The sequence below is a fragment of the Reyranella sp. genome, from assembly GCF_965279625.1.
GTDB lineage: Bacteria > Pseudomonadota > Alphaproteobacteria > Reyranellales > Reyranellaceae > Reyranella.
On the sequence record NZ_OZ257251.1, the window covers coordinates 148,104 to 168,319 of the forward strand.

General features: G+C 66.9%; 18 protein-coding genes. 10 read left to right on the forward strand and 8 right to left on the reverse strand.

What is annotated here, in order from left to right; all coding sequences use genetic code 11:
- Nucleotides 1-63 precede the first annotated feature (63 nt).
- Nucleotides 64-390 (forward strand): putative quinol monooxygenase, encoded by a 327-nt coding sequence (locus ACQY78_RS00640; RefSeq protein ID WP_428681771.1) that lies wholly within the window; start codon nt 64-66, stop codon nt 388-390.
- A gap of 136 nt (nt 391-526) precedes the next feature.
- Here ACQY78_RS00640 and ACQY78_RS00645 read toward each other — a convergent pair whose 3' ends face one another.
- Both ACQY78_RS00645 and rpmE read right to left on the reverse strand, forming a co-directional pair.
- Nucleotides 527-2,569 carry a molybdopterin-containing oxidoreductase family protein gene (locus ACQY78_RS00645; RefSeq protein WP_428681773.1) on the reverse strand — a complete coding sequence of 681 codons (2,043 nt, stop codon included), beginning with the start codon at nt 2,567-2,569 and terminating at the stop codon, nt 527-529.
- 64 nt (nt 2,570-2,633) lie between these two features.
- The gene (gene rpmE / locus ACQY78_RS00650; RefSeq protein ID WP_428681775.1) at nt 2,634-2,900 is read right to left on the reverse strand and encodes a 50S ribosomal protein L31; all 267 of its coding nucleotides are present in this window, start codon (nt 2,898-2,900) and stop codon (nt 2,634-2,636) included.
- A gap of 128 nt (nt 2,901-3,028) precedes the next feature.
- On the opposite strand from rpmE, the gene cyaY reads away from it, so the two are divergent.
- A complete protein-coding gene (gene cyaY / locus ACQY78_RS00655) occupies nt 3,029-3,334 on the forward strand; it encodes an iron donor protein CyaY (protein WP_428681777.1) in 306 nt (101 codons plus the stop codon).
- Nucleotides 3,331-5,085: an ABC transporter transmembrane domain-containing protein gene (locus ACQY78_RS00660; protein ID WP_428681779.1), complete on the forward strand. Its 1,755-nt coding sequence runs from the start codon at nt 3,331-3,333 to the stop codon at nt 5,083-5,085. Before cyaY ends, ACQY78_RS00660 begins: the two co-directional genes overlap by 4 nt.
- Nucleotides 5,086-5,293: 208 nt before the next feature.
- Here the strand turns inward: ACQY78_RS00660 and ACQY78_RS00665 are convergent, their stop codons facing one another.
- Nucleotides 5,294-6,937, reverse strand: a complete 1,644-nt coding sequence (locus ACQY78_RS00665) for an AMP-binding protein (protein WP_428681781.1) — start codon at nt 6,935-6,937, stop codon at nt 5,294-5,296.
- Nucleotides 6,938-6,952: 15 nt separating this feature from the next.
- Nucleotides 6,953-8,197, reverse strand: coding sequence for a hypothetical protein (locus ACQY78_RS00670; protein ID WP_428681783.1), 1,245 nt, complete (start codon nt 8,195-8,197; stop codon nt 6,953-6,955).
- 104 nt (nt 8,198-8,301) lie between these two features.
- Between ACQY78_RS00670 and ACQY78_RS00675 the strand changes: the two genes are divergently transcribed.
- Together ACQY78_RS00675 and ACQY78_RS00680 are read left to right on the forward strand one after the other, a co-directional pair.
- Entirely contained in the window at nt 8,302-10,413 is a 2,112-nt protein-coding gene (locus tag ACQY78_RS00675; protein ID WP_428681785.1) for a molybdopterin-containing oxidoreductase family protein, read from the forward strand.
- Nucleotides 10,410-11,351 carry a division plane positioning ATPase MipZ gene (locus ACQY78_RS00680; RefSeq protein ID WP_428681787.1) on the forward strand — a complete coding sequence of 314 codons (942 nt, stop codon included), beginning with the start codon at nt 10,410-10,412 and terminating at the stop codon, nt 11,349-11,351. The genes ACQY78_RS00675 and ACQY78_RS00680 overlap by 4 nt, the downstream gene beginning before the upstream one ends.
- Here ACQY78_RS00680 and ACQY78_RS00685 read toward each other — a convergent pair.
- On the reverse strand, nt 11,269-12,525 hold the full coding sequence (locus ACQY78_RS00685) for an MFS transporter (protein ID WP_428681789.1): 1,257 nt from the start codon (nt 12,523-12,525) through the stop codon (nt 11,269-11,271). The genes ACQY78_RS00680 and ACQY78_RS00685 overlap by 83 nt on opposite strands.
- 133 nt (nt 12,526-12,658) lie before the next feature.
- Between ACQY78_RS00685 and ACQY78_RS00690 the strand changes: the two genes are divergently transcribed.
- The 3 genes from ACQY78_RS00690 to ACQY78_RS00700 are packed head-to-tail and all read left to right on the forward strand — an operon-like array spanning nt 12,659 to nt 15,784.
- Nucleotides 12,659-13,306, forward strand: coding sequence for a VWA domain-containing protein (locus ACQY78_RS00690; protein ID WP_428681791.1), 648 nt, complete (start codon nt 12,659-12,661; stop codon nt 13,304-13,306).
- Nucleotides 13,303-14,502 (forward strand): acyl-CoA dehydrogenase family protein, encoded by a 1,200-nt coding sequence (locus ACQY78_RS00695; RefSeq protein WP_428681793.1) that lies wholly within the window; start codon nt 13,303-13,305, stop codon nt 14,500-14,502. The genes ACQY78_RS00690 and ACQY78_RS00695 overlap by 4 nt, the downstream gene beginning before the upstream one ends.
- Entirely contained in the window at nt 14,495-15,784 is a 1,290-nt protein-coding gene (locus tag ACQY78_RS00700) for an alginate O-acetyltransferase AlgX-related protein (RefSeq protein ID WP_428681795.1), read from the forward strand. Before ACQY78_RS00695 ends, ACQY78_RS00700 begins: the two co-directional genes overlap by 8 nt.
- Here ACQY78_RS00700 and ACQY78_RS00705 read toward each other — a convergent pair.
- Together ACQY78_RS00705 and ACQY78_RS00710 are read right to left on the reverse strand one after the other, a co-directional pair.
- Nucleotides 15,781-16,533, reverse strand: a complete 753-nt coding sequence (locus ACQY78_RS00705) for an SDR family NAD(P)-dependent oxidoreductase (protein WP_428681797.1) — start codon at nt 16,531-16,533, stop codon at nt 15,781-15,783. The two genes, ACQY78_RS00700 and ACQY78_RS00705, sit on opposite strands and share 4 nt — an antisense overlap.
- Nucleotides 16,534-16,544: 11 nt before the next feature.
- Entirely contained in the window at nt 16,545-17,804 is a 1,260-nt protein-coding gene (locus ACQY78_RS00710) for a hypothetical protein (RefSeq protein WP_428681799.1), read from the reverse strand.
- Nucleotides 17,805-17,901: 97 nt separating this feature from the next.
- Between ACQY78_RS00710 and ACQY78_RS00715 the strand changes: the two genes are divergently transcribed.
- Together ACQY78_RS00715 and gmk are read left to right on the forward strand one after the other, a co-directional pair.
- Nucleotides 17,902-18,786, forward strand: a complete 885-nt coding sequence (locus ACQY78_RS00715) for a YicC/YloC family endoribonuclease (RefSeq protein ID WP_428681801.1) — start codon at nt 17,902-17,904, stop codon at nt 18,784-18,786.
- The gene (gmk, locus tag ACQY78_RS00720) at nt 18,776-19,426 is read left to right on the forward strand and encodes a guanylate kinase (RefSeq protein WP_428681803.1); all 651 of its coding nucleotides are present in this window, start codon (nt 18,776-18,778) and stop codon (nt 19,424-19,426) included. Before ACQY78_RS00715 ends, gmk begins: the two co-directional genes overlap by 11 nt.
- Here gmk and ACQY78_RS00725 read toward each other — a convergent pair.
- Entirely contained in the window at nt 19,401-20,204 is an 804-nt protein-coding gene (locus ACQY78_RS00725; protein WP_428681805.1) for a lysophospholipid acyltransferase family protein, read from the reverse strand. The two genes, gmk and ACQY78_RS00725, sit on opposite strands and share 26 nt — an antisense overlap.
- Nucleotides 20,205-20,216: the final 12 nt, after the last annotated feature.

The window sequence follows — 20,216 nt, forward strand, 5'->3', positions numbered from 1 at the left end:
CGAAGCGACGGGATTGCCCTGAGGTCTAGAACGCTCTCCCACCAACCGCACGGGAGAATTCACATGGTCGATCTTCATGCCCTGAAAGACGGGCTCATCGTCACGGCGTTCTGGGAGGCCAAGCCGTCCGAGGCCGATGCCGTCGCGGCAATTGTCCGCGAGTACCTGCCACAGGCTCAGCGCGAGCCCTGGGTACAGGCCTTCCAGATCCACCGCTCGATCGCGGAACCCGAGAAGTTCTTCTTCTACGAAGTGTTCCGCGACGAGGCGGGTTTCGCCTCCCACCAGGAGACGCAGCACTTCAAGGCGCTGATCGTGGGGCAGGCATTGCCGAAGCTCGCCCGGCGCGAGCGCACGCAGCACCGTTTCATCCAGGCCGAGACGGCCTGAGGAAACGGAAAGTCCCTCACTTCGCTCGGGATGACAGTGGCGTTGGAGATGCGCAGTGCGCCGATCCAGCGAATGCTGTCATCGCGGGCGGGGTAACCCCCGCCCTGGAGCGTAGCGAGGGACCTTTAGTCCTTCTTCAGGCCGCGACCGCATCCTTCCAGGGAGCAACCTCGAGCCAGGTGCTCTGGTAGGTCGCGCCTTCGCCCATGTCGGTATAGCGGTCCGAGCAGAGCATGTTGATCGTGCCCGACACGGCCTCGCCCACGGGGCGTTGGCCCGGCACGAGAAGGACGCCCGGCTGGACCTCGTCGGCAACCTTGAGGACCAGGCCGATCTCGCCGCGATCGTTGAACAGGCGCACCCGTTCACCGTCCTTGAGGCCGCGCTTGGCCGCGTCGTCGGGGTGCAGGATGCAGAACGGCTTGCCCTCGCGTTCGCGCAGGAAGCCGACACCGGAGAAGGCCGTGTGGGCCTGGAAGTAGCCCGGCGCGGTCAGCAGGCGCAGCGGCCAGCGTGCGGCTTCCTCGGCCTCGATGGGATCTGCTTCCCAATTGGGCATCGGCGGCAGGCCCTGTTTGGCCAACTGCTCGGAGAAAAACTCGAGCTTGCCCGACGGCGTCTTGAAGGGTTGGCCGTCCCAGTCGTGCTTGATGTTGAGCGGCACGCCGGCGAACAACTCGTTGCGGTCGACCTTCGAGGCCGGGCCGGTCGAGCCCTTGAAGAACTCCTCGGCGGCCTCTCGCGGCGACAGGCTGAAGATCGCGTCGGTGACGCCCATGCGCTGCGCCAGCGCCTGCGCGACATGGAAGTTCGAACGCGCCTCGCCCGCCGGCTCGACCGCCTTCTGGCCCCACTGCATCCAATAGGCGCCATAGGCCCGGTAGAGATCGTCGGTCTCGAGATAGTTGGCGGCGGGCAGCACGATGTCGGCGTAGCGGGCGGTGTCGGTCATGAACGGGTCGTGCACGACGGTGAACAGGTCCTCGCGCATCAGGCCCTTCTGCACCTTGTGGACCTCGGGGCAGGTGACGACCGGATTGTTGGCGGCCACGAACAGCGCACGGAGCGGCGGGTCCTGCATGTTGAGGAGCTCTTCGCCGATGCGCAGGTGATTGATCATGCGCGCCGTCGCGGGCCCGGAGGGCTTGCGCACCGCCGCGTAGTTGAGGTCGCACGAGGCGGCCGTCAGCAGCAGCGCGCCGCCACCCTTGACGCCGTAATGGCCGGTGACGCCCGGCAGCAGCGCCACGGTGCGCAAAGCCTGGCCGCCATGGGTGAGGCGGGTCATGCCTTCGCCGAGCCGGATCAGCGCGGCCTTGGCGTTGCCGTACATCGCCGCGAGCTTCTCGATGTCGGAGACCGGGAGGCCGGTGATCTCCGCCGTGCGCGCCGGCGTGAACTTCGGCAGCACCTCGCGTTCCACCTTGTCGAAGCCCAGCGTGTGAACGTCGATGTAGTCGAGGTTGGCGAGACTGTCGCGCACCAGGATGTGCATGACGCCGAGCGCCAGGGCGGCGTCGGTGCCGATCCGGATGGGAAGGTAGAGGTCGGCGGCCCGGGCGCTGCGCGTACGGCGCGGGTCGATCACGACGATCGGCATGCCGGTCTTCTTGCGCTGGCTCTCGGCCAGGGCCCAGAAATGCACGTTGGTGGCGGCCAAGTCGGCGCCCCAGGAGATCATCAGGTCGGAATAGATGACCGACTCTGGATCGGCACCGCCCACCGGGCCGACCGTCATTTCCCAGGCGGTCTCGCAGCACGTGTCGCAGACCGTACCGGCCTGGAGCCGCGACGTGCCGAGCGCATGGAACAGGCCGTTCACGAGGCCGCGGTTCATCAGCCCCTGATGGGCGGAGTAGGCGTAGCCCAGGATGGCGAGCGGACCGCTCTCCTTGATGATCGACTTCCAGCGGTCGGCGATCTCGTCGAGCGCCTCGTCCCAGGTGATGGGCGCGAACTGGCCCGAGCCCTTGGGCCCGGTGCGGCGCAGCGGCGTGGCGATGCGCTCGGAAGAGTTCACCAGGTCGCTGTCGCGGTTGACCTTGCCGCAGGCAAATCCGGCCGTGTACGGCTGGTCGGGGTCACCCTGGATGCGCACGACCTTACCGTTGTCGACATGTGCGATGAGCGAGCACATGTCGGGACAATCGTGAGCACAAACAACTCTAACAGATTTCACTACGCCGCCTCCCGAAGGGTATCGCGGCCGTAATGTAGCAGAAGCGCCGAAAGAAGAAGCGAGCTTACTTCTCGGTTTCGGGCTTGGCAGCTTCCTTGGGCGTGTCGGTCTTGTCGCTGCCGATCATGCCGAAGCGATTGCGGAAGCGCTGCACGCGGCCGCCGCGATCGATGCTCTGGCGCACGCCGGTCCAAGCCGGATGCGTCTTCGGATCGATGTCGAGGCGCAGGCTGGCGCCTTCCTTGCCCCAGGTCGACTTCGTCTCGAAGGACGTGCCGTCGGTCATCACCACGGTGATCGTGTGATAGTCGGGGTGAATCTTCTCTTGCATGATCTCTCTCCAGCGCTTCAGGGCCGATTCCGACCGGCCGGCGCAACAGGGGCGGGGGTATACAGTCCCCGGGGCGCGGCGACAAGCTGGTTGTACGACCCTGTCATGGCTTGTAGACCGGCCAGGCCATGACCCATTCAGCCTTCGAAACCCTCGCCGACAGCCTGCTCGCGACTCTCGAGGAGGCGCTGGCAGACCATGTCGACGCCGAACTCCAGGGCGGAATCCTGACGGTCGAGGGTGATGCGGGCACCTGGATCGTCAACAAACATGCTCCCACCCAGCAGATATGGCTGAGTTCGCCGGTGAGCGGCGCCCGGCATTACGCGTACGATGCGGGCGTCGGCCAGTGGCAAGATACGCGCGGCGTAGGCGATTTGTTGACCGTTCTGGGCGCCGAATTGGGCGTCTCGCTGAATTGGCAGGCCCCATGAACCGGTTTGGCGGCCTGGCCCTGCTGGGCCCTTATCTCAGGCCCTATCGCGGGCGCACGATCATGGCCCTCCTGTCGCTGCTGGTGGCGGCGGGGACCGTGCTGGCGTTCGGCGCCTGCCTGCGCGCCCTGATCGACCGCGGCTTCGCCCAGGGCCGGCCGGACATCCTCAACTATGCCCTGGCCTCGCTGCTGGCCGTGGCTGTCGTCCTGGCCATCGCCTCGGGCGCGCGCTTCTATCTTGTCTCCTGGCTGGGCGAGCGGGTGGTGGGCGACCTTCGCCGCGATCTCTTCGACCATGTGGTGCGGCTGGGGCCGGCCTGGTTCGAGATCAAGCGCTCGGGTGACGTCATGAGCCGCATTTCGGCCGACGCGCAGCTCATCGAACAGGTGATCGGCTCCTCGGCCTCGGTGGCGCTGCGCAACACGCTGATGTGCATCGGCGGCGTGGTCATGCTGGTTGTCACCAATCCCAAGCTCGCCTTGTGGACGCTGGCGGTCGTGCCGCTGACCGTCGTGCCGATCATCGTGTTCGGCCGCCAGGTGAAGGCGCTGTCGCGCGAGTCCCAGGCGCGCATGGGCGAGATGGTGTCGGAAGGGGCCGAGACCCTGGACGGCGTGCGCACGGTTCAGGCCTTCGCCCAGGAGGATCGCGCGGCGCAGCGCTTCGGCGAGGCGACGGAGCGGGCCTTCGTGGCCGCGACCCGGCGGGTTTCGCGCCGCGCCATCATGACCACCCTGGTCATCTTCATCGTGTTCTCGGCCGTCGGCTTCCTCCTCTGGATGGGCGGCCATGACGTGCTGACCGGCCGCATCACCGCCGGCGATCTCTCGGCCTTCGTCTTCTACGCGGTCCTGGTCGCCAGCTCGGGCGGCGCGATCAGCGAGACGATCGGCGACCTGCAGCGTGCCTCGGGCGCCGCCGAGCGCTTGGCCGAACTGCGCGCGGAAGCGCCGTCGATTGCCGAGCCGGCCCATCCTAAGCCCCTGCCCAAGCCGGTGCGGGGAGCGGTGTCGTTCGAGGAGGTCTCGTTCCGCTATCCGACGCGGACCGACGCGCTCGCCCTCGATCGCTTCGACCTGGCGATCGTGCCCGGCGAGACGGTGGCGATCGTCGGCCCCTCGGGCGCCGGCAAGACGACCGCCTTCAACCTGCTACTGCGCTTCTACGATCCGGAGAAGGGCACGATCCGCCTCGACGGCGTCGACATACGGGATCTGGCGTTGGGCGACCTGCGGCGGTCGCTGGCCGTGGTCCCGCAGGATCCGACCCTGTTCAGCACGTCGGTCACGGAGAACATCCGCTACGGACGCCCGGATGCCAGCGATGCCGAGGTGCGGGCGGCGGCCGATGCGGCCTCGGCGCTGGGGTTCATCGAGGCCCTGCCGCACGATTTCGCGACCGACCTCGGCGCGCGCGGCGTGCGGCTCTCGGGCGGCCAGCGCCAGCGCATCGCCATTGCGCGGGCGCTGCTCTGCGACCCCGCCGTGCTGCTGCTGGACGAGGCGACGAGTGCCCTCGATGCCGAGAGCGAGCTGGCGGTCCAGCAGGCGCTGGACCGGGTGATGCGCAACCGCACGACTCTGGTGATCGCCCATCGCCTCGCCACGGTGCAGAAGGCCGATCGCATCGTCGTCCTCGATCACGGGCGGGTGGTCGATATCGGCCCACATGCCGAGCTGGTGCGCCGCGGCGGCCTCTACGCCCGTCTGGCGGAGCTGCAGTTCAACATATCGACAGCCGCAAGCTGATATCGCACATTAAGTAGCGTCGTAAAATCTTTGAAATTCAATGAGATGAAGGATATAGTTAATCTATATTCCGAACTTCATTTGGATATTTAGAGACCATGTTTTCCACCCACCCTGCGACCCGCCTCTTTTCATGGTGGCCGGCAGCCCTGATCGGCCTCGCCACGCTCCTCAACAGCCTTGCTGAAAGCGTCCAGACGCTCCTGACCTAACGAAGTCGTACGACGTCGCCGCGCTCGGCGTCGCGGCGCCTGAGTTCGCGGCGCAGGATCTTGCCAGTCGTCGTTAGCGGCAGTTCCGGCACGAACTCGACCTCGCGCGGATATTCGTGCGCGGCCAGCCGGGTCTTCACGAAGTTCGCCAGGTCGGTCTTGAGCGAGTCCGTGGGCGCAATCTCAGGCCTGAGCTGGACGAACGCCTTCACGATCTCGGTCCGCACTCGGTCGGGCACGCCCACGACGCCGACCATCGCCACAGCGGGATGCTTCATCAGGCATTCCTCGATCTCGCCGGGCCCGATGCGGTAGCCCCCCGAGGTGATGACGTCGTCGTCGCGGCTCTTGAAGAAGACGTAGCCGTTCTCGTCGATGGTGCCTAGGTCGCCCGTCAGCAGCCAGTCGCCGGCATACTTGCGTTCGGTAGCCTCCGGATTGCGCCAGTATTCCAGCATGACGATCGGATCGTGCCGCCAGCCGGCGATCTGGCCTTCCTGGCCGGGTGGCAGGACATTGCCGTCGCCATCGACGACCGCGACCTTGCGGCCGGGGCAGGCGCGGCCGCAGGAGCCGGGGCGGACCTCGAACCAGTCGGGCGAGTTCAGCAACATCAGGTTCATTTCGGTCTGGCCGTAGCCCTCCGAGATGGTCGTGCCGAACGTGTCGCGGCCCCAGCTCAGCAGCTCCTCGCCCATGGCCTCGCCGCCGGTCGAGATCGCGCGGATGTCGTAGGTCCAGCGGTCCTGCGGCCTGTGGACCTGGCGCATCATCTTGAGCGCGGTCGGCGGAATGAAGCTCACGCCGACGCGGTGCTTGGCCAGCATGGCAAAGGCGCGTTCCGGGTCGAACTTGGCGAAGCGGTGGGCCAGCACCGGCGTGCCGTAATACCAGGCCGGGAACAGCGCGTCGTAGAGGCCGGCGATCCAGGCCCATTCGGCCGGCGTCCACATCACCTCGTTGCCGCGCGGCCAGTGACCCAGCCACTGTTCCACGGCGGGGATGCAGCCCAGCATCATGCGATGCGCGTGCAGCGCGCCCTTGGGCTGGCCGGTCGTGCCCGACGTGTAGATCAGCAGCGCGGGATCCTCGGCCGCCGTGTCGACCGTGGCGAAGCGGTCGGAGGCGGCACCGAGCAGCCGCTCCCAGTCCAGGAAGGCGCTGCCATGCGCGCCGGCGCCGATCACGATGATCGTTTTCAGATGGGGCAGGCGGTCGCGCACGGCCAGCAGCTTCGGGAGCTGGCTCATGTCGGTGATGACGGCTGAGGCGTCGGCGTTGGCCAGGCGGTATTCGATCGCCTCTTCGCCGAACAGGGTGAAGAGCGGCAGCACGACGGCGCCCATGCGATAGCCGGCGAGATGGCAGATCGTGAGCTCGGCACCCTGGCTGAGGAACACCGCGACCCGGTCGCCCTTTGAAATGCCGCGCCCGACCAACGCGTTGGCCAGCCGCGAACTCGCGGCGAGGAGCTGACCGAAGGTCCAGTTGCGCACCGAGCCGTCGGCGTTCTCGACGATCATCGCCAGCGTGTCGGGCGCATGGCGTTCGCAGACGGCGCGACCGATGTTGAAGCGCTGAGGCGTGGGCCAGCGGAACTGCCGCATGGCGTCGTCATAGCCGAGACCGCGAGGGATCATGCCCGGTGACCTTCGTTAGCGAGTGATGCGTTGCACGACGCGGCCGGCCAGCAGTTCCTGCGGCGTCGGCGTCCAGATCTCGTTCGGCGGCGTGTCGATCACGCGCTGCGCGAACTCGGGCGTGACCCCGCTCGATACCAGGAAGCGCCGCATGTCGCGGTTGCTCTCGTAGAGGTCGTTGGGGCCAAGGCCGGGAAAGCTGCCCTGGTGAAAGCCCAGGCGCCCGCCGGCTGAGATCGAGCGGTCGTTGCCGCCGAGGAAGGCGATGGTGCAGGCCGATGCACAGCCGCTCTCGACGCGCGTCGCCAGCCGGCGATTGCGGATCATGCGGTTGATCTCGAAGGCGGTGCCGATGCGCCCGCCGGGACCGGCCAGGACGACCCGGCGGACCCCGGGATGCTTGTCGAGCGCGCGCCGCACGGTATCGGCGCTGCCGGTGCCGTAGGCGCCCTCGACGCTGAGGGCGGTGCCGTCGGCACTCACCGAGACGGCGAGCGTGTCGAGCGCCGCGTCGCCGGAATAGATCGCCCACAACTCGCCGATCGAGGGTACGGCCCGCTCGTAAAACAGACCGCCGATGCCGGCGATCGACAGCGCGGCGGCCACGAAGATGCCGACGGCGATCGCGACGGGGGCTCGCCGCCGGGCCGCGATCGCGATGAGACAGACCTGCACGAAGGCGAAGGCGGAGGCGGCCAGGCAGAGCAGGGCGGGGCCGAGCACATGTACCAGGGTCACGTCGCCGGGACCGAAGACGGCCAGCGTGATGCTGCCGAACCCGAGAAGCAAAGCCATCGCCGCCCAGACGCCGCGATAGTAGAGCGTGAGATCGAACGGGGCCGCCCCGTCGCGCCACAGCGGTACGCCCAGCGCCTCGAGATAATCGGTCATCGCGGCGAGCTTGCCGGTGCGGATGCGCTTCACGCCGTCGCGGTAGCCGAGCGACGCGGCGAGGTCGGCAGGGACGCTGGCGCGGGAGAGCCGCACCTCGCGCAGGCCGATCGAGCGGGCGGCCATCTCGGCAAAGGCGATCAGCGCCCGCGCGACCTCGTGGCGTTCGCCATCGGACGCCGTTGAGAGGGGACCGACGGCAAGATGGTCCGCGGCCTGCTCCAGCAGCATGGCGCCGAGCGGCGCGGTTTCGCCGTCGATCACGAAGATCGCGCGCGTATCGCTCGTCGAGGCGAGAGGCGGCAGGCTGGGGAAAAGTCGGGCGATGCCCTCAGCATCGGCAGCGATGGCGCGCCGAACGGCGCCCACGGAGACCCGATCCTGAGAAAACACGCTGACTTTCCACTCCCTGAGGCCGCTTTCACGGGCGGTGACCGGTCTGTATGCTGCGGCACTTCTCGTGGAGCGTCCAGATGTCCCCCGACGATCATGCCTACCCGCCGATCGCCCGTGCCAGGAGCGGGGAGTCGGGCACGACCACCGTACCTTCGGTCTGTCCGCATGACTGCACGAGCACCTGCGCGCTCGACGTCGAGCGGCTCGACAACGCCAGGATCGGCCGCGTCCGCGGCTCGATGCGCAACGACTATACCGCGGGCGTGATCTGCGAGAAGGTCGCGCGCTACGCGGAACGCATCCACCATCCCGACCGGCTGATGAAGCCGCTGCGCCGGGTCGGTCCGAAGGGCTCCAAGCAATTCGCCGAAATCTCGTGGTCCGACGCGCTCGACATCGTGGCCGAGCAGTTCATCGCAAAGGCGCGCCAGCACGGCAGCGAGACCATCTGGCCCTATTACTATGCCGGCACGATGGGCCTGGTGCAGCGCGACGGCATCAACCGCCTGCGCAACGCGATGAAGTACTCGCGCTATTTTTCGACCATCTGCGTGACCCTGTCGGATACCGGCTGGATCGCCGGCGTGGGTGCCAAGCGCGGTGCCGACGTGCGCGAGATCGACGAGCATGCCGAGCTGGTGGTGATCTGGGGCGGCAATCCCGTGAATACCCAGGTCAACGTGATGACCCACGCGATGAAGGCGAAGAAGCGCGGCGCCAAGCTCGTCGTGGTCGATCCCTATCGCACCGGAACCGCCGACCAGGCCGACATTCATCTCGCGGTCCGTCCCGGCACCGATGGCGCACTGGCGGTCGGCGTGATGCACGTCCTCTTCAAGGAGGGCTATGCCGACTGGGATTACCTTCGCAAGTATACCGACGCGCCGGACGAGCTGGCCGCGCATGTGGCGACACGCACGCCGGAATGGGCATCGAAGATCACTGGCCTCTCCGTCGAAGAGATCGTGTCCTTCGCGCGCCTCTACGGGCAGAGCAAGGCGTCGTTCATCCGCTGCCATCACGGTTTCAGCCGCAGCCGCAACGGCGCGGCCAACATGCATGCCGTGACCTGCCTGCCGGCGGTGACCGGCGCCTGGCAGTACAAGGGTGGCGGCGCCCTCTACGGCCACACCGGCATGTACCCGATCAACAAGACACTGATCGAAGGGCTCGACATGGTCGATACCTCGATCCGCGATCTCGACCAGTCGCGCCTGGGCCCAGTGCTTACCAACGATCCGGCGGCGCTGAAGAACGGCCCGCCGGTCACCGGCTTGCTGATCCAGAACACCAACCCGGCGATGGTCTGTCCGGAACTCGAGCTGGTCCACAAGGGCTTCAAGCGCGACGACCTGTTCACCTGCGTGCACGAGCAGTTCATGACCGAGACGGCGGCCTTCGCCGACATCGTGCTGCCGGCCACCATGTTCCTCGAGCACGACGACTTCTACACAGCCAGCGGCCACACTTTCTTCCAGGTGGCCAAAGCGGTGATTGACGCGCCGGGCGAGTGCCGCGAGAACCACTTCGTGATTTCTGAACTCGCAAAGCGCCTGGGTGCCACGCATCGCGGCTTCGACATGACACCGTGGGAGATCATGGACGAGACGCTCAAGGTCTCGGGCATGTGGGATGCCGAGACCAACTGGCAGAAGGGCGGCCAGGATTTCCATCTGGGCTTCGAGACGTCGCACTTCCTCGACGGCTTCGCCTGGCCTGACAAGAAGTTCCGCTTCAAGCCCGACTGGGCGGCCTATGGGCCGCGCGGCAAGGAAATGCCGGTCCTGCCCGACCATTTCGACGTGATCGAGAATGCCACCGACGACAAGCCGTTCCGGCTGGTCGCTGCGCCGGCCCGTACCTTCCTCAACTCGACCTTCACCGAGACGCCGAGCTCGCAGAAGCGGGAGGTCCGGCCGACCGCGCTGATGAATCCCGACGACTGCATCGCCATGGGCATCGTCGAGGGCGAGCGGCTGGAGATCGGCAACGAGCGCGGCAAGACCGTCGTCAATGCCAAGCCCCGCGCGGGCCAGCAGAAGGGTGTCGTCGTCGTCGAGGGCATCTGGCCCAACCGCAACTTCGAGACCGGCATCGGCATCAATGCTCTGACCTCGGCCGATCCCGGCTGGCCCAATGGTGGTGCGGTGTTCCACGACACCGCCGTCTGGATCCGCAAGGTCGCGTGAGCGAGGCCTTCCAACCAGCGCCCAATCCGAGCATCGCCCAGACGCAGGCCCCTCGGATCGAGGGCCGCGGCCACGTCCTCGTCATCGGCAACGAGAAGGGCGGCTCGGGCAAGTCGACGACGGCGCTGCACATCGCCGTGTCGCTGATGAGGGACGGCGCGCGCGTCGCGACGCTCGACCTCGATGCCCGGCAGGGAACGCTCAGCCGCTATATCGAGAACCGTGCGGCCTATGTGAAGAAGAACGGCGTCGAGCTGCCGATGCCGTTGCACACGCCGGTGATGATCTCGTCGCTGAACGATCGCCGCGAGGCCGAAGCCGACGAGCGCGCGCGGCTGGCGGCGGCGCTGGAGCCCGCCGTCGGATCGGCCGACTTCGTGATCGTCGACACGCCGGGCAGCGACACCCATCTCAGCCGGCTGGCCCATACCTGGGCCGACACGCTGCTGACGCCGCTGAACGACAGCTTCATCGATCTCGATCTGCTGGCGCGCGTCGATCCCGACACGCTGAAGATCGTGCGTCCGTCGATCTATGCCGAAGCGGTGTGGAAGCAACGTCAGATTCGCGCCATCGAGGGGGGCCGGCCGGTCGACTGGATCGTGATGCGCAATCGCCTGTCGTCGCTGGCGGCGCGCAACAAGCGCGACATGGGCAACGTGATCGAGGCGCTGGCCAAGCGGATCGGCTTCCGGGTCGCGGCGGGCCTGAGCGAGCGCGTGATCTACAAGGAGCTCTTCCTGAGTGGTCTCACGCTGCTCGACCTGAAGCGCGGCGGCGGCGGTAGTGGTGGGCCGTCCCTAACCCTGAGCCATGTCGCGGCGCGTCAGGAAGTGCGCGACCTGGTGGCGTCGCTCAACCTGCCGGGGGTCGCTCCTGCAGAAGTGGACGTGCCCGCGATAGAAGAAGCCATAGAAGCCCCGCCGCCTGCAGAATGAACAGCAGGCCGAACGACCAGGCGTAGCCGTCCGGCGAGTAGCCCGTGGCGGTGCGCGGCCACAGGTCGACGACTTTGCCGATCGCCCATTGGCCGCCGAAGATCACGGTGAACACCACGAGATTGGAGCTGGTGCTGACCCGTCCGGCATATTGCGGCGGGAACGACCGCGCCAGCAGCGGCATGTACTGGATCGGATAGGCGCCAAGGAAGCCGAACAGCAGCCAGGCCACGACGGGATAGAACGACGGCAGGAAGGCCAGCCAGGCGCAGACCAGCGCGAACAGGGTGCTGATGAGATTGGCCGAGGCGAAGTCGCTGACGCCGATGCGGCGGAAGGCGCCGGCCAGCACGCCGCTCAGGGCAAAGCCGGCGGTCATCACCGCCGTCGTGTAGAGCTGAATGTCGGCGCGGGTCTCGTTACTGGCAAAGCCGCCGACATCGCGCAGCCACGGGCCGATCCACAGGGTGATCGAGGCGATGAACGCCATCTGCTGGAAGGTCAGCAGCGGCTGGATGCGCCAGAAGAAGCCGTTGGTCAGCACGATGCCGGTGATGCGGAACTGGTCGCGCAGCGTTCCTGGTGCCGCCGGCGTGCCGCGCTCCGGCACGACAGTGAACAGGATCGCGGAGACGACGAGGCAGACCCCGGCCAGCCAGAAGAACAGGCCCTGCCAGCTGATGACGGAGAGCGACCACTGGATCGGTAGCGTTGCGGCCATCGCGCCCAGTCCGCCCGCCATCATGTGGAAGCCGGTGATCAGGCCCCAGCGCTCGGGCGGATACCACAGCGTGATCGCCTTGATGGCAGCCATGAGTCCGCCGGCGAATCCCAACCCGATCAGCACGCGCGCCACGATCAGCTCGCCGAGTGAGAGGCTCAGCCCGAAGAGCGCCGAGCCGATCGCCGCCATCGCCAGCAGCAGCGCCTGGACGCGGCGCGGCCCATAGCGGTCGAGCATGACGCCGAGGATCGGCTGGCATCCGGCGAAGAACAGGAAGAAGGCCGAGGTGAGGAGGCCGAGGTCGCCCGCACTGATGCCGACATCCCGTTCGAGGTACGGGAAGATCACCGCGTTCACGCCGCGGAAGATGTACGAAAGGAAATAGGCGAGCGCGAACGGAACGAAGACGCGCAGCAGCAGCGTGGCGAAGGTGGGGGCGTTTCCGGTCATGCTTCAATGTTGGCGCGAACGCGCGGCTGCACCATATTGAACACACCGCAGAGGGTCAAAGGACATGGCCGAGGATCGCGCCAGAGATCGCAACGTTCCGTCTACCGCAGGTGCGAATGCCGTGGATGCGTTCGTGCGCGAAGTCGGCAAGCTGCCGGTCGATCACCGCCCGGGCGGACGGGGCCGGCTGCTGTTCGCCATGGATGCGACGGCGAGCCGCGAACCGACCTGGGATCATGCCTGCGCCATCCAGGGCGAGATGTTCGTTGCGGCCGATGCGCTGGGCGGCCTCGACGTCCGGCTCGCTTTTTATCGCGGCTTCGAGGAATTCAAGGTCAGCAAGTGGACGTCGGACGGACGCGAACTCGCACGTCTGATGAGCAGTGTGCGGTGCGCGGCCGGCCGAACCCAGATCGCGCGGCTGCTGCGCTACGCCGGCGAGCAGCGCCGCGAGAGCCGTCTCGATGCCGTGGTCTTCGTCGGCGACTGCTGCGAGGAGGACGTCGATGCGGTCGGCCATGAAGCCGGCCAGCTCGGGCTGCTCGGCCTGCCGGTGTTCGTGTTCCAGGAAGGCCAGGACCGCACGGCGTCGCGCCTGTTCCCGCAGATCGCCAAGCTGACGCGCGGGGCCTACTGCAAGTTCGACCGGTCGAGCCCGGACCAGCTCAAGCGCCTGCTCGGCGCCGTCGCCGCCTATGCCGCCGGCGGACGATCTGCCTTGCTCAAATACGGCAAGGACCAGGGCGGCGTCGCAGCCCTTCTCACCAACCAGATGAAATGACCAACGACCTGCGGGCTGCCGTCGAGCGCTTCTTCGACAGCGAGATCCTGCCGCGCCATCGCGAATGGGCGGCTCATGTCTCGGCGGGGAAGGGCACACCAGCGTTCATGGCCGAACTGCAGGCCAAGGCGCGCTCCGCCGGGCTATGGAACCTCGGCCTGCCGGAACGGATGAGCAATCGCGCCTTTGCGCCGATCGCGGAGATCATGGGCCGGCTGCCTTGGGCGCCCGAGGTGTTCAACGCCCAGGCGCCGGACGTGCCCAACATGATCATGCTGCAGCACGCGGCCAACGCAGAGCAGAAGAAGCGGTGGCTCCAGCCTTTGCTGGACGGTCGCATCCGCTCGGCGTTCGGCATGACGGAGCCCGACGTCGCTTCGTCCGATGCGACCAACATCGCCACGACCCTGCGGCGCGACGGCGGCGACTGGGTCGTCAACGGCCGCAAGTGGTACATCACGGGCGGTGCCCACCCCGACTGCGCCTTCGTGATCGTGATGGGCGTCTCGCGGCCGGAGGCGCCACGCACCGGCCGGCATTCCTGTGTGATCGTGCCGATGCCGACGCCCGGTCTCAGGGTCGTGCGCGAGCTGCGCTTCCTCGGCTGGGAGGACAGTATCGCGCCCATCGCCGAACTGGACTTCAAGGACGTGCGCGTGCCGGCGGAGAATCTGCTGGGCGAGGAAGGCGAGGGCTTTGCTGCGGCCCAGGTGCGTCTGGGACCGGCGCGGCTTCATCACTGCATGCGCGCCATCGGCTCCTGCGAGGTTCTGGTCGAGCTCATGATGGCACGTGCCGCCGAGCGCCGGACGTTCGGTCGGGCGGTGATCGACTACGATTCCACTCAGCAGGCGATTGCCCGCTCCCGCATCGAGATCGAGCAGGCCCGCCTGCTGGTGTTGCGCACGGCCGAGCGGCTGGACACCGACGGGCACCAGGCCGTCTGGCGCGACGTCTCGATGGTGAAGGTCGCGGTGCCGGAAATGGCGCAGCGCATTGCCGATCGCGCGATGCAGCTGTTCGGCGCGATGGGCGGCAGCGACGATGCGCCGATCCATCGTGCCTTTGCCGTTGCGCGCATTCTGCGCATTGCCGACGGGCCGGACGAAGTCCATCTCCGGCAGATCTTCCGGCAGGAACGGCCGGCCCGCTGGACCGTATCGGAATCGCCCTATATTACGCCGGGCGATGACTGAGAACGGCCGCAAGCGAATCTACGCGATCGTATTTGGCCTGATCCTGACAGGGGTCACGCTGGCCGGCCTCGAGGTGCTGGCCTCGTTCGAGGCGCCGTCGTGGCCCGCGCGGGCGCTGCGCTCGACGCCGCCGGGCACCGTGCAGTCGAGCGAGTTCGCCGGTCTGGCCGACAAACCCTGGGTTTTCGAGCCGACCAATTCATGGGGCATGCGCGACAAGGAACGCAGCATCGCCAAGCCCGCGGGTGGCGGCTTCCGCAGCGTCTTCATCGGCGACAGCTATCTCGAGTTCCAGCTCACGCGTCTCACCGTGCCAGGGGAGGTCGAGCGGCGCTTCATCGAGGCCGGCCAGCCGAAGGCCGAGATGATCAATCTCGGCATCTCCGCGACGGGCCCGCGCAGCTACTACTACCGCCTGCGCGACGTGGCCTTCGCCCTGTCGCCCGACGCGCTCGCGGTGTTCTTCTTCTCGGGCAACGACTTCGTCTTCGACGGGCAAGGCTATGGTCAGGGTATCCTGCCCGATCTGGTCAGCGAGGCGCCGGGCGGTTCGATCCTCGGCAACATCATGCCGAACGCCAACTGGGTCCTGGTCAACCGCCTGCGCCTGTCGGAGATGCTGACGACCAACAAGCCGGTGCCGGACGAGTTCGACACGCTGACGAAGATCGCCCGCCTGCCGCCGGCGGAGCGCACACCGGCGCTCGCCCGTCACATCAAGCGCTACTATCACCCCGACCTCAGCGAGCAGCAGATCGCTGCCATCTTCGGGCGAAATGATGAGGCCTTCTGGAAGGCCTTCTCGTCCGGCAAGCCAGACGACGAGTCGGTGCAGGGTTGGCTCGTGGACCTCATGACCAAGTCCGAGGTCGAGTCGTCTCCCTATTTCGAGGCCACGACCCCGCAGCACGCCGCACGCCTGGTGAGGGACGCCGACATCCAGGCCACCCTGTCATGGCTGACGGCGATGGATCGTGCGGCCCGCGAGCGCGGCGTGCCGCTGGTCCTGTTCATCGTGCCGCCGGGCACCGTCGATCCCGACTATGTCGCCTTCTGGAAGCCCTGGCCGCGCTTCTATGCCTTCAACGTGATCGCCGATTACCGGCAGGACCGGCTTCTGGAAGCCCTGAGCAAGACGTCGATCCGCTACATCGATCTGCGAAAGGACTTCGAGGGCGTGCGCGGCGCCTATCGCCGCAGCGATGCGCACTGGACGGACAAGGGCGTGGAGATCGCCGCGGAGCGGGTCTTTCAGGAACTGCGCAAGCTCGAAAAGCGCTAGCCGGCGCCCAGCAGCCTGGCCGTCCAGCGGCCGGGCAGGGTCGCCCCCAGCCAGACGGCGGCCTTGGTCCCGATCGGGAAGGCGATGCGCGGCCGGTTGGCGGCGAGGCCGCGGCGGATGATCGCCGACGCCTTGGCCGAGGTCATCAGGAACGGCATGGGGAACGGGGCTTCGGCGGTGAGGCGGCTGACGACGAAGCCGGGGCAGATGACGCTGACGCCGATACCGTCCTTCTTCAGCACGTACCGGATGCTTTCGCCCCAGACGCGCACCGCGGCCTTGCTGGCATTGTAGGACGCCGAGTAGGGCAGGCCGATGAAGCCGGCGAGCGACGACACGACGGCGATCTGGCCGCGCTTGCGCGCGATCATCGGGGCGAGCAGTGGCTCGACGGTGTTCAGCACGCCGTTGATGTTGACGTCGAGCGTCTTGCGGATGATCGAGAAATCGTCGAGCGAAGAATTGTCCTTGTCGATCGAGATGCCGGCATTGGCGATCACCAGGTCGACGGGATGCGCCTGATCGAAGGCGGTCAGCCAGGGCAGGAAACGATCACGATCGGTGACGTCGATCGTGTCCGCGACAACGGTGGCGCCCTTGGCGCGACAGGCGCCGGCGACCGCTTCGAGCCGCTCGGCGTCCCGCCCGGTCAGGGCCAGCGCCACGCCGGGAGCGGCGTAGTCGAGGGCAAGCGCTTCGCCGATGCCGCTCGAGGCGCCGGTGAGCACGATGCTGGAGAAGGTCTTCATGTGCGGCGCGCCTATTGTTGGGGTTTCGTGCGCCAGCCCCAGGTGCCGGCCATTTCCTGCGCCATGCGGGCCGCCATCAGCGAATAGCCGCGGCTGTCCATCAGATCCCGCTTGGGATGGATATCGTCGCTGTAGATCGTCTCCTTCTCGTCCCTGAAGACGTCGAGAAGGCTGCGAACCTCGATGTTGCGCTCGCGCAGCGCGAGGAGTCGCCGGACGATCTCGGTGTAACGCTCGCCATATCTGAGATCGGGGGTGCCGCGGCTCTCCTCCGGCGTCAGCGTCTTGTCCACGGCAGGGACGGGCTGGAGAAAGAACATCGACTTGATGCCGAAGTCGCGGGCCGTCACGTCCATGACGCGGATGTACTTGGCGTACTGCGCGATCTGCCAGTCCATGTAGGTCGACGCGGAGTTCGTGATGTTGCTGGGAAGGCTCATCATCTCCGAGTAGGTCTTCGCACCGAATCCGGAACCGTCGTCGGCCGGCTTCGACGCCAGGGCCGAAGCCAGCAGATAAGCGGCGTGCGAATGGCTGGTGAGCCCGGTCCCCAGCCAGCCGGAGATGCGGCCCAGGAACCAGCTCATGGCGAGGCTGCCGAAGCCGTCCTTGGCGATGATCGGATTCACACCGAGGTAATTCGCGCCGGGCATCTCGAAGCGGACCTTGAGGCCCGGCTGGATCAGGTGCTGCTCGTTGTAGCCGTCGAGCGTGACCACGGCGTCGATGAAGTCGCCGTAGATGGCCAGCAGGATCAGCTGCTGGGGCTGTTTCCAGGCGCCGAGTCCGCCATTCAGCACGAGGAAGGGCTTTCCGGTCGGGCTGACATAATGCCGGTTGAGTTCTTCCTCGATGAAGCTCCGGCGACCCGGTTGGACGAGTTGGCTGATCTGCGAGGCGACCGATCCGCCGGCGAGGAGGATGACGTAGCGGTCGGGATTTCGGGCGACCGGATAGTTGTCGCCCAGCATGCCGATGTCGTTGGCGCTGGGAACGCCGCAGGGATCGTCGCGATGATGGACGAAGGCCAGGTAGGGGTGGGGAAACATCGTATCGACGTACCGGCAATTGCTGCCGCCGCTGCCGGTAATGTCCTGGATGTAGGTATTCCGGGACGTAGCGAACAGCTCCCTGGCAGGGGTGTAGCGACCGTCCCGTATCGTCAGCCACGCCGTGGAGAGGATCTCGAGGCCCGCCAGCGCCACGACAAGCCCAATGCACAGGGCCGCCACCTTGAGGCCCGTCTGCCGTGTCGCGGTCTTCTTCGCCATGATAACGCTCGCTCAATAGCCGATTGAATCGAAATGCCGATCCACTTAAGGGTTAACGGTGCCCACAAACAGGGTAGAGGGCAAATTGATTGCAAGTATGACGGGATACGCCCGCGCCCAGGGATCGGATGATCGGCGGCGCTGGGTCTGGGAAGCGCGCAGCGTCAACGGCCGGAATCTCGAGATCAGGTGTCGCGTGCCGCCGGGCTTCGACCGCCTTGAGAACCCGTCCCGCGCCGCGGTTGGCGGCAAGATGAAGCGCGGCAACGTCTCGCTCACCCTCACCATCACCAGCGAACGCCAGTCCAAGCCGCTCAGCATCAATCGCACTTTGCTGGCGGAGCTGGCGGCCCTGGTCGAGGAGGTGCGCAGGACGACCGGTGCGGCCGCCCCGTCGGCCGACGGGTTATTGCGTGTGCGCGGCGTCATCGAGGAGGAGGAGGCCGGCGAGGACTCCGAGGAGACGCTCGCTCTTCTCGACAAGGGGCTGCAGGCGACGCTGGACGAGGCGCTGAAGGCACTCGTCACGTCGCGTGCCGCCGAGGGCAAGGCACTGGCCAAGGTCATCGAAGGCCATGTCGCGGAGATCGAAAGCCTGTGCGGCCGCGCGACCGAGCGGGCGCTGGAGCAGATCGGCACCGTGCGGGCGCGCTTCGAGGCGCAGATTGCCGAGCTTCTGGGCCGGGTGCCGGCACTCTCGGAGGAGCGCTTCGCGCAGGAAGTGGCGCTGCAGGTCGGCAAGGCCGACGTGCGCGAGGAACTCGATCGTCTCGCCGCCCATATCGCGCAGGCGCGGACGCTGCTGGCCGACGCACGGTCGGACAATCCGGTGGGCCGGAAGTTCGATTTCCTGTGCCAGGAGTTCAATCGCGAAGCCAACACGCTCTGCTCGAAGTCCGCGGACATCGAGCTGACGCGCATCGGCATCGATCTCAAGGGCGCCGTCGAGCGCATGCGGGAGCAGGTCCAGAATGTCGAATGAGGTTGATTCCGGCCAGATCCAGCGGCGCGGCCTGATGCTCGTCCTGTCTTCGCCGTCGGGCGCGGGCAAGACGACCCTGTCGCGGCAGCTGCTCGACAACGACAAGCAGATCCAGCTCAGCGTGTCGGCGACCACGCGCGCCCGCCGATCCGGCGAGAAGGATGGCGTCGACTACCAGTTCGTCGACACCGCCACCTTCAGCGGCATGGTGGAGCGCGGCGAGTTCCTTGAGCATGCGCGGGTGTTCGACCATTTCTACGGCACGCCCCGCGCGCCGGTCGAGGCCGCCTTGATGGATGGTCGGGACGTGCTGTTCGACATCGACTGGCAGGGCACGCAGCAGCTGAAGGAGAAGGCGGGCAGCGACCTGGTGACGGTGTTCATCCTGCCGCCCTCGACCCGCGACCTCGAGCGCCGGCTGATCACCCGCGCTCAGGATTCGATGGACGTGGTGCAGAAGCGGATGGCCAAGGCCGCCGACGAGATGAGCCACTGGGCCGAGTATGACTACCAGATCATCAATCGCGACATCGCCACCAGCCTGATGGAACTGAAGTCGATCCTGACGGCCGAGCGGCTGAAGCGCGAGCGGCAGGTCGGCCTGTCGAACTTCGTCAAGGCGCTGCGCGAGGGGCGGTGACTGGCGCGCCGATGCCCGTCTGACCTTGCGAGCGCAGGACGAGCTGGCTCGACCGATAGGGACGACCCGAGAACTCGGCGATCAGCCGGTCGCTCGCGCTCTCGATCGTGTCCTCGAGGCGGCGCATGAAGCTCTCCTTGTCGAGGCCCGTTTCGATCGCCGGCAGGAACTCGATGGCGGCGCGGCCAGGCTTCTTGCGCCAGTCGCGGCGATTCCACAGCAGCCCCACCGATGTGGCGACCGGTGTCACGGGAAGGCCGAGGTCGCGATAGAGATAATAGATGCCCGAGCGATAGCGCTCGCGTTCCCCCGGCGCCATCAGGTTGCCCTCGGGATAGATCGCAATGTGGCGGCCGCTGTCGCAGGCGCGCCGGGCGAACTGGGCGAGGTTCTCGCGTTCGCGACCGCCGCCGCAGGTGTCCACACGGATCATCTGAAGCCGGTACAGGATCGCGCCGATCAACGGGTAGCGGAAGAGCTCCTGCATGGCGACGAAGGCAATGCCGCGGATGCGGGCCGCCAGCAGGATGCCGTCGCTCTCGCTGTGATGCTTGTTGGCCAGCAGGGCGGGCCCGTTGGCCGGCAGGTGCTCGAGGCCCCTGTACTCGATCTTCATGCCGCCGATCCAGCGCATGCCCCAGACGACGGCTCGCGCCCAGTGGAAGAGCAGTCCGCGCAGCAGGACCGGCGTGGGGATGGGCACCAGAACAATGCCGACGATCGCGACCAGCAGGGTGCCGACGTAAAAATAGGCGTTGAAGGCGAGTGAGCGGATCATGTGATTAATATT

Coding starts and splice junctions, on each gene's coding strand:
- rpmE (WP_428681775.1), bottom strand. CDS start 2,900: ATGCAAGAGAAGATTCACCCCGACTATCACACGATCACCGTGGTGATG.
- ACQY78_RS00710 (WP_428681799.1), bottom strand. CDS start 17,804: ATGGCGAAGAAGACCGCGACACGGCAGACGGGCCTCAAGGTGGCGGCC.
- ACQY78_RS00705 (WP_428681797.1), bottom strand. CDS start 16,533: ATGAAGACCTTCTCCAGCATCGTGCTCACCGGCGCCTCGAGCGGCATC.
- ACQY78_RS00725 (WP_428681805.1), bottom strand. CDS start 20,204: ATGATCCGCTCACTCGCCTTCAACGCCTATTTTTACGTCGGCACCCTG.
- ACQY78_RS00695 (WP_428681793.1), top strand. CDS start 13,303: ATGACCAACGACCTGCGGGCTGCCGTCGAGCGCTTCTTCGACAGCGAG.
- gmk (WP_428681803.1), top strand. CDS start 18,776: ATGTCGAATGAGGTTGATTCCGGCCAGATCCAGCGGCGCGGCCTGATG.
- ACQY78_RS00665 (WP_428681781.1), bottom strand. CDS start 6,937: ATGATCCCTCGCGGTCTCGGCTATGACGACGCCATGCGGCAGTTCCGC.
- ACQY78_RS00685 (WP_428681789.1), bottom strand. CDS start 12,525: ATGACCGGAAACGCCCCCACCTTCGCCACGCTGCTGCTGCGCGTCTTC.
- ACQY78_RS00715 (WP_428681801.1), top strand. CDS start 17,902: ATGACGGGATACGCCCGCGCCCAGGGATCGGATGATCGGCGGCGCTGG.
- ACQY78_RS00660 (WP_428681779.1), top strand. CDS start 3,331: ATGAACCGGTTTGGCGGCCTGGCCCTGCTGGGCCCTTATCTCAGGCCC.
- cyaY (WP_428681777.1), top strand. CDS start 3,029: ATGACCCATTCAGCCTTCGAAACCCTCGCCGACAGCCTGCTCGCGACT.
- ACQY78_RS00700 (WP_428681795.1), top strand. CDS start 14,495: ATGACTGAGAACGGCCGCAAGCGAATCTACGCGATCGTATTTGGCCTG.
- ACQY78_RS00640 (WP_428681771.1), top strand. CDS start 64: ATGGTCGATCTTCATGCCCTGAAAGACGGGCTCATCGTCACGGCGTTC.
- ACQY78_RS00675 (WP_428681785.1), top strand. CDS start 8,302: ATGTCCCCCGACGATCATGCCTACCCGCCGATCGCCCGTGCCAGGAGC.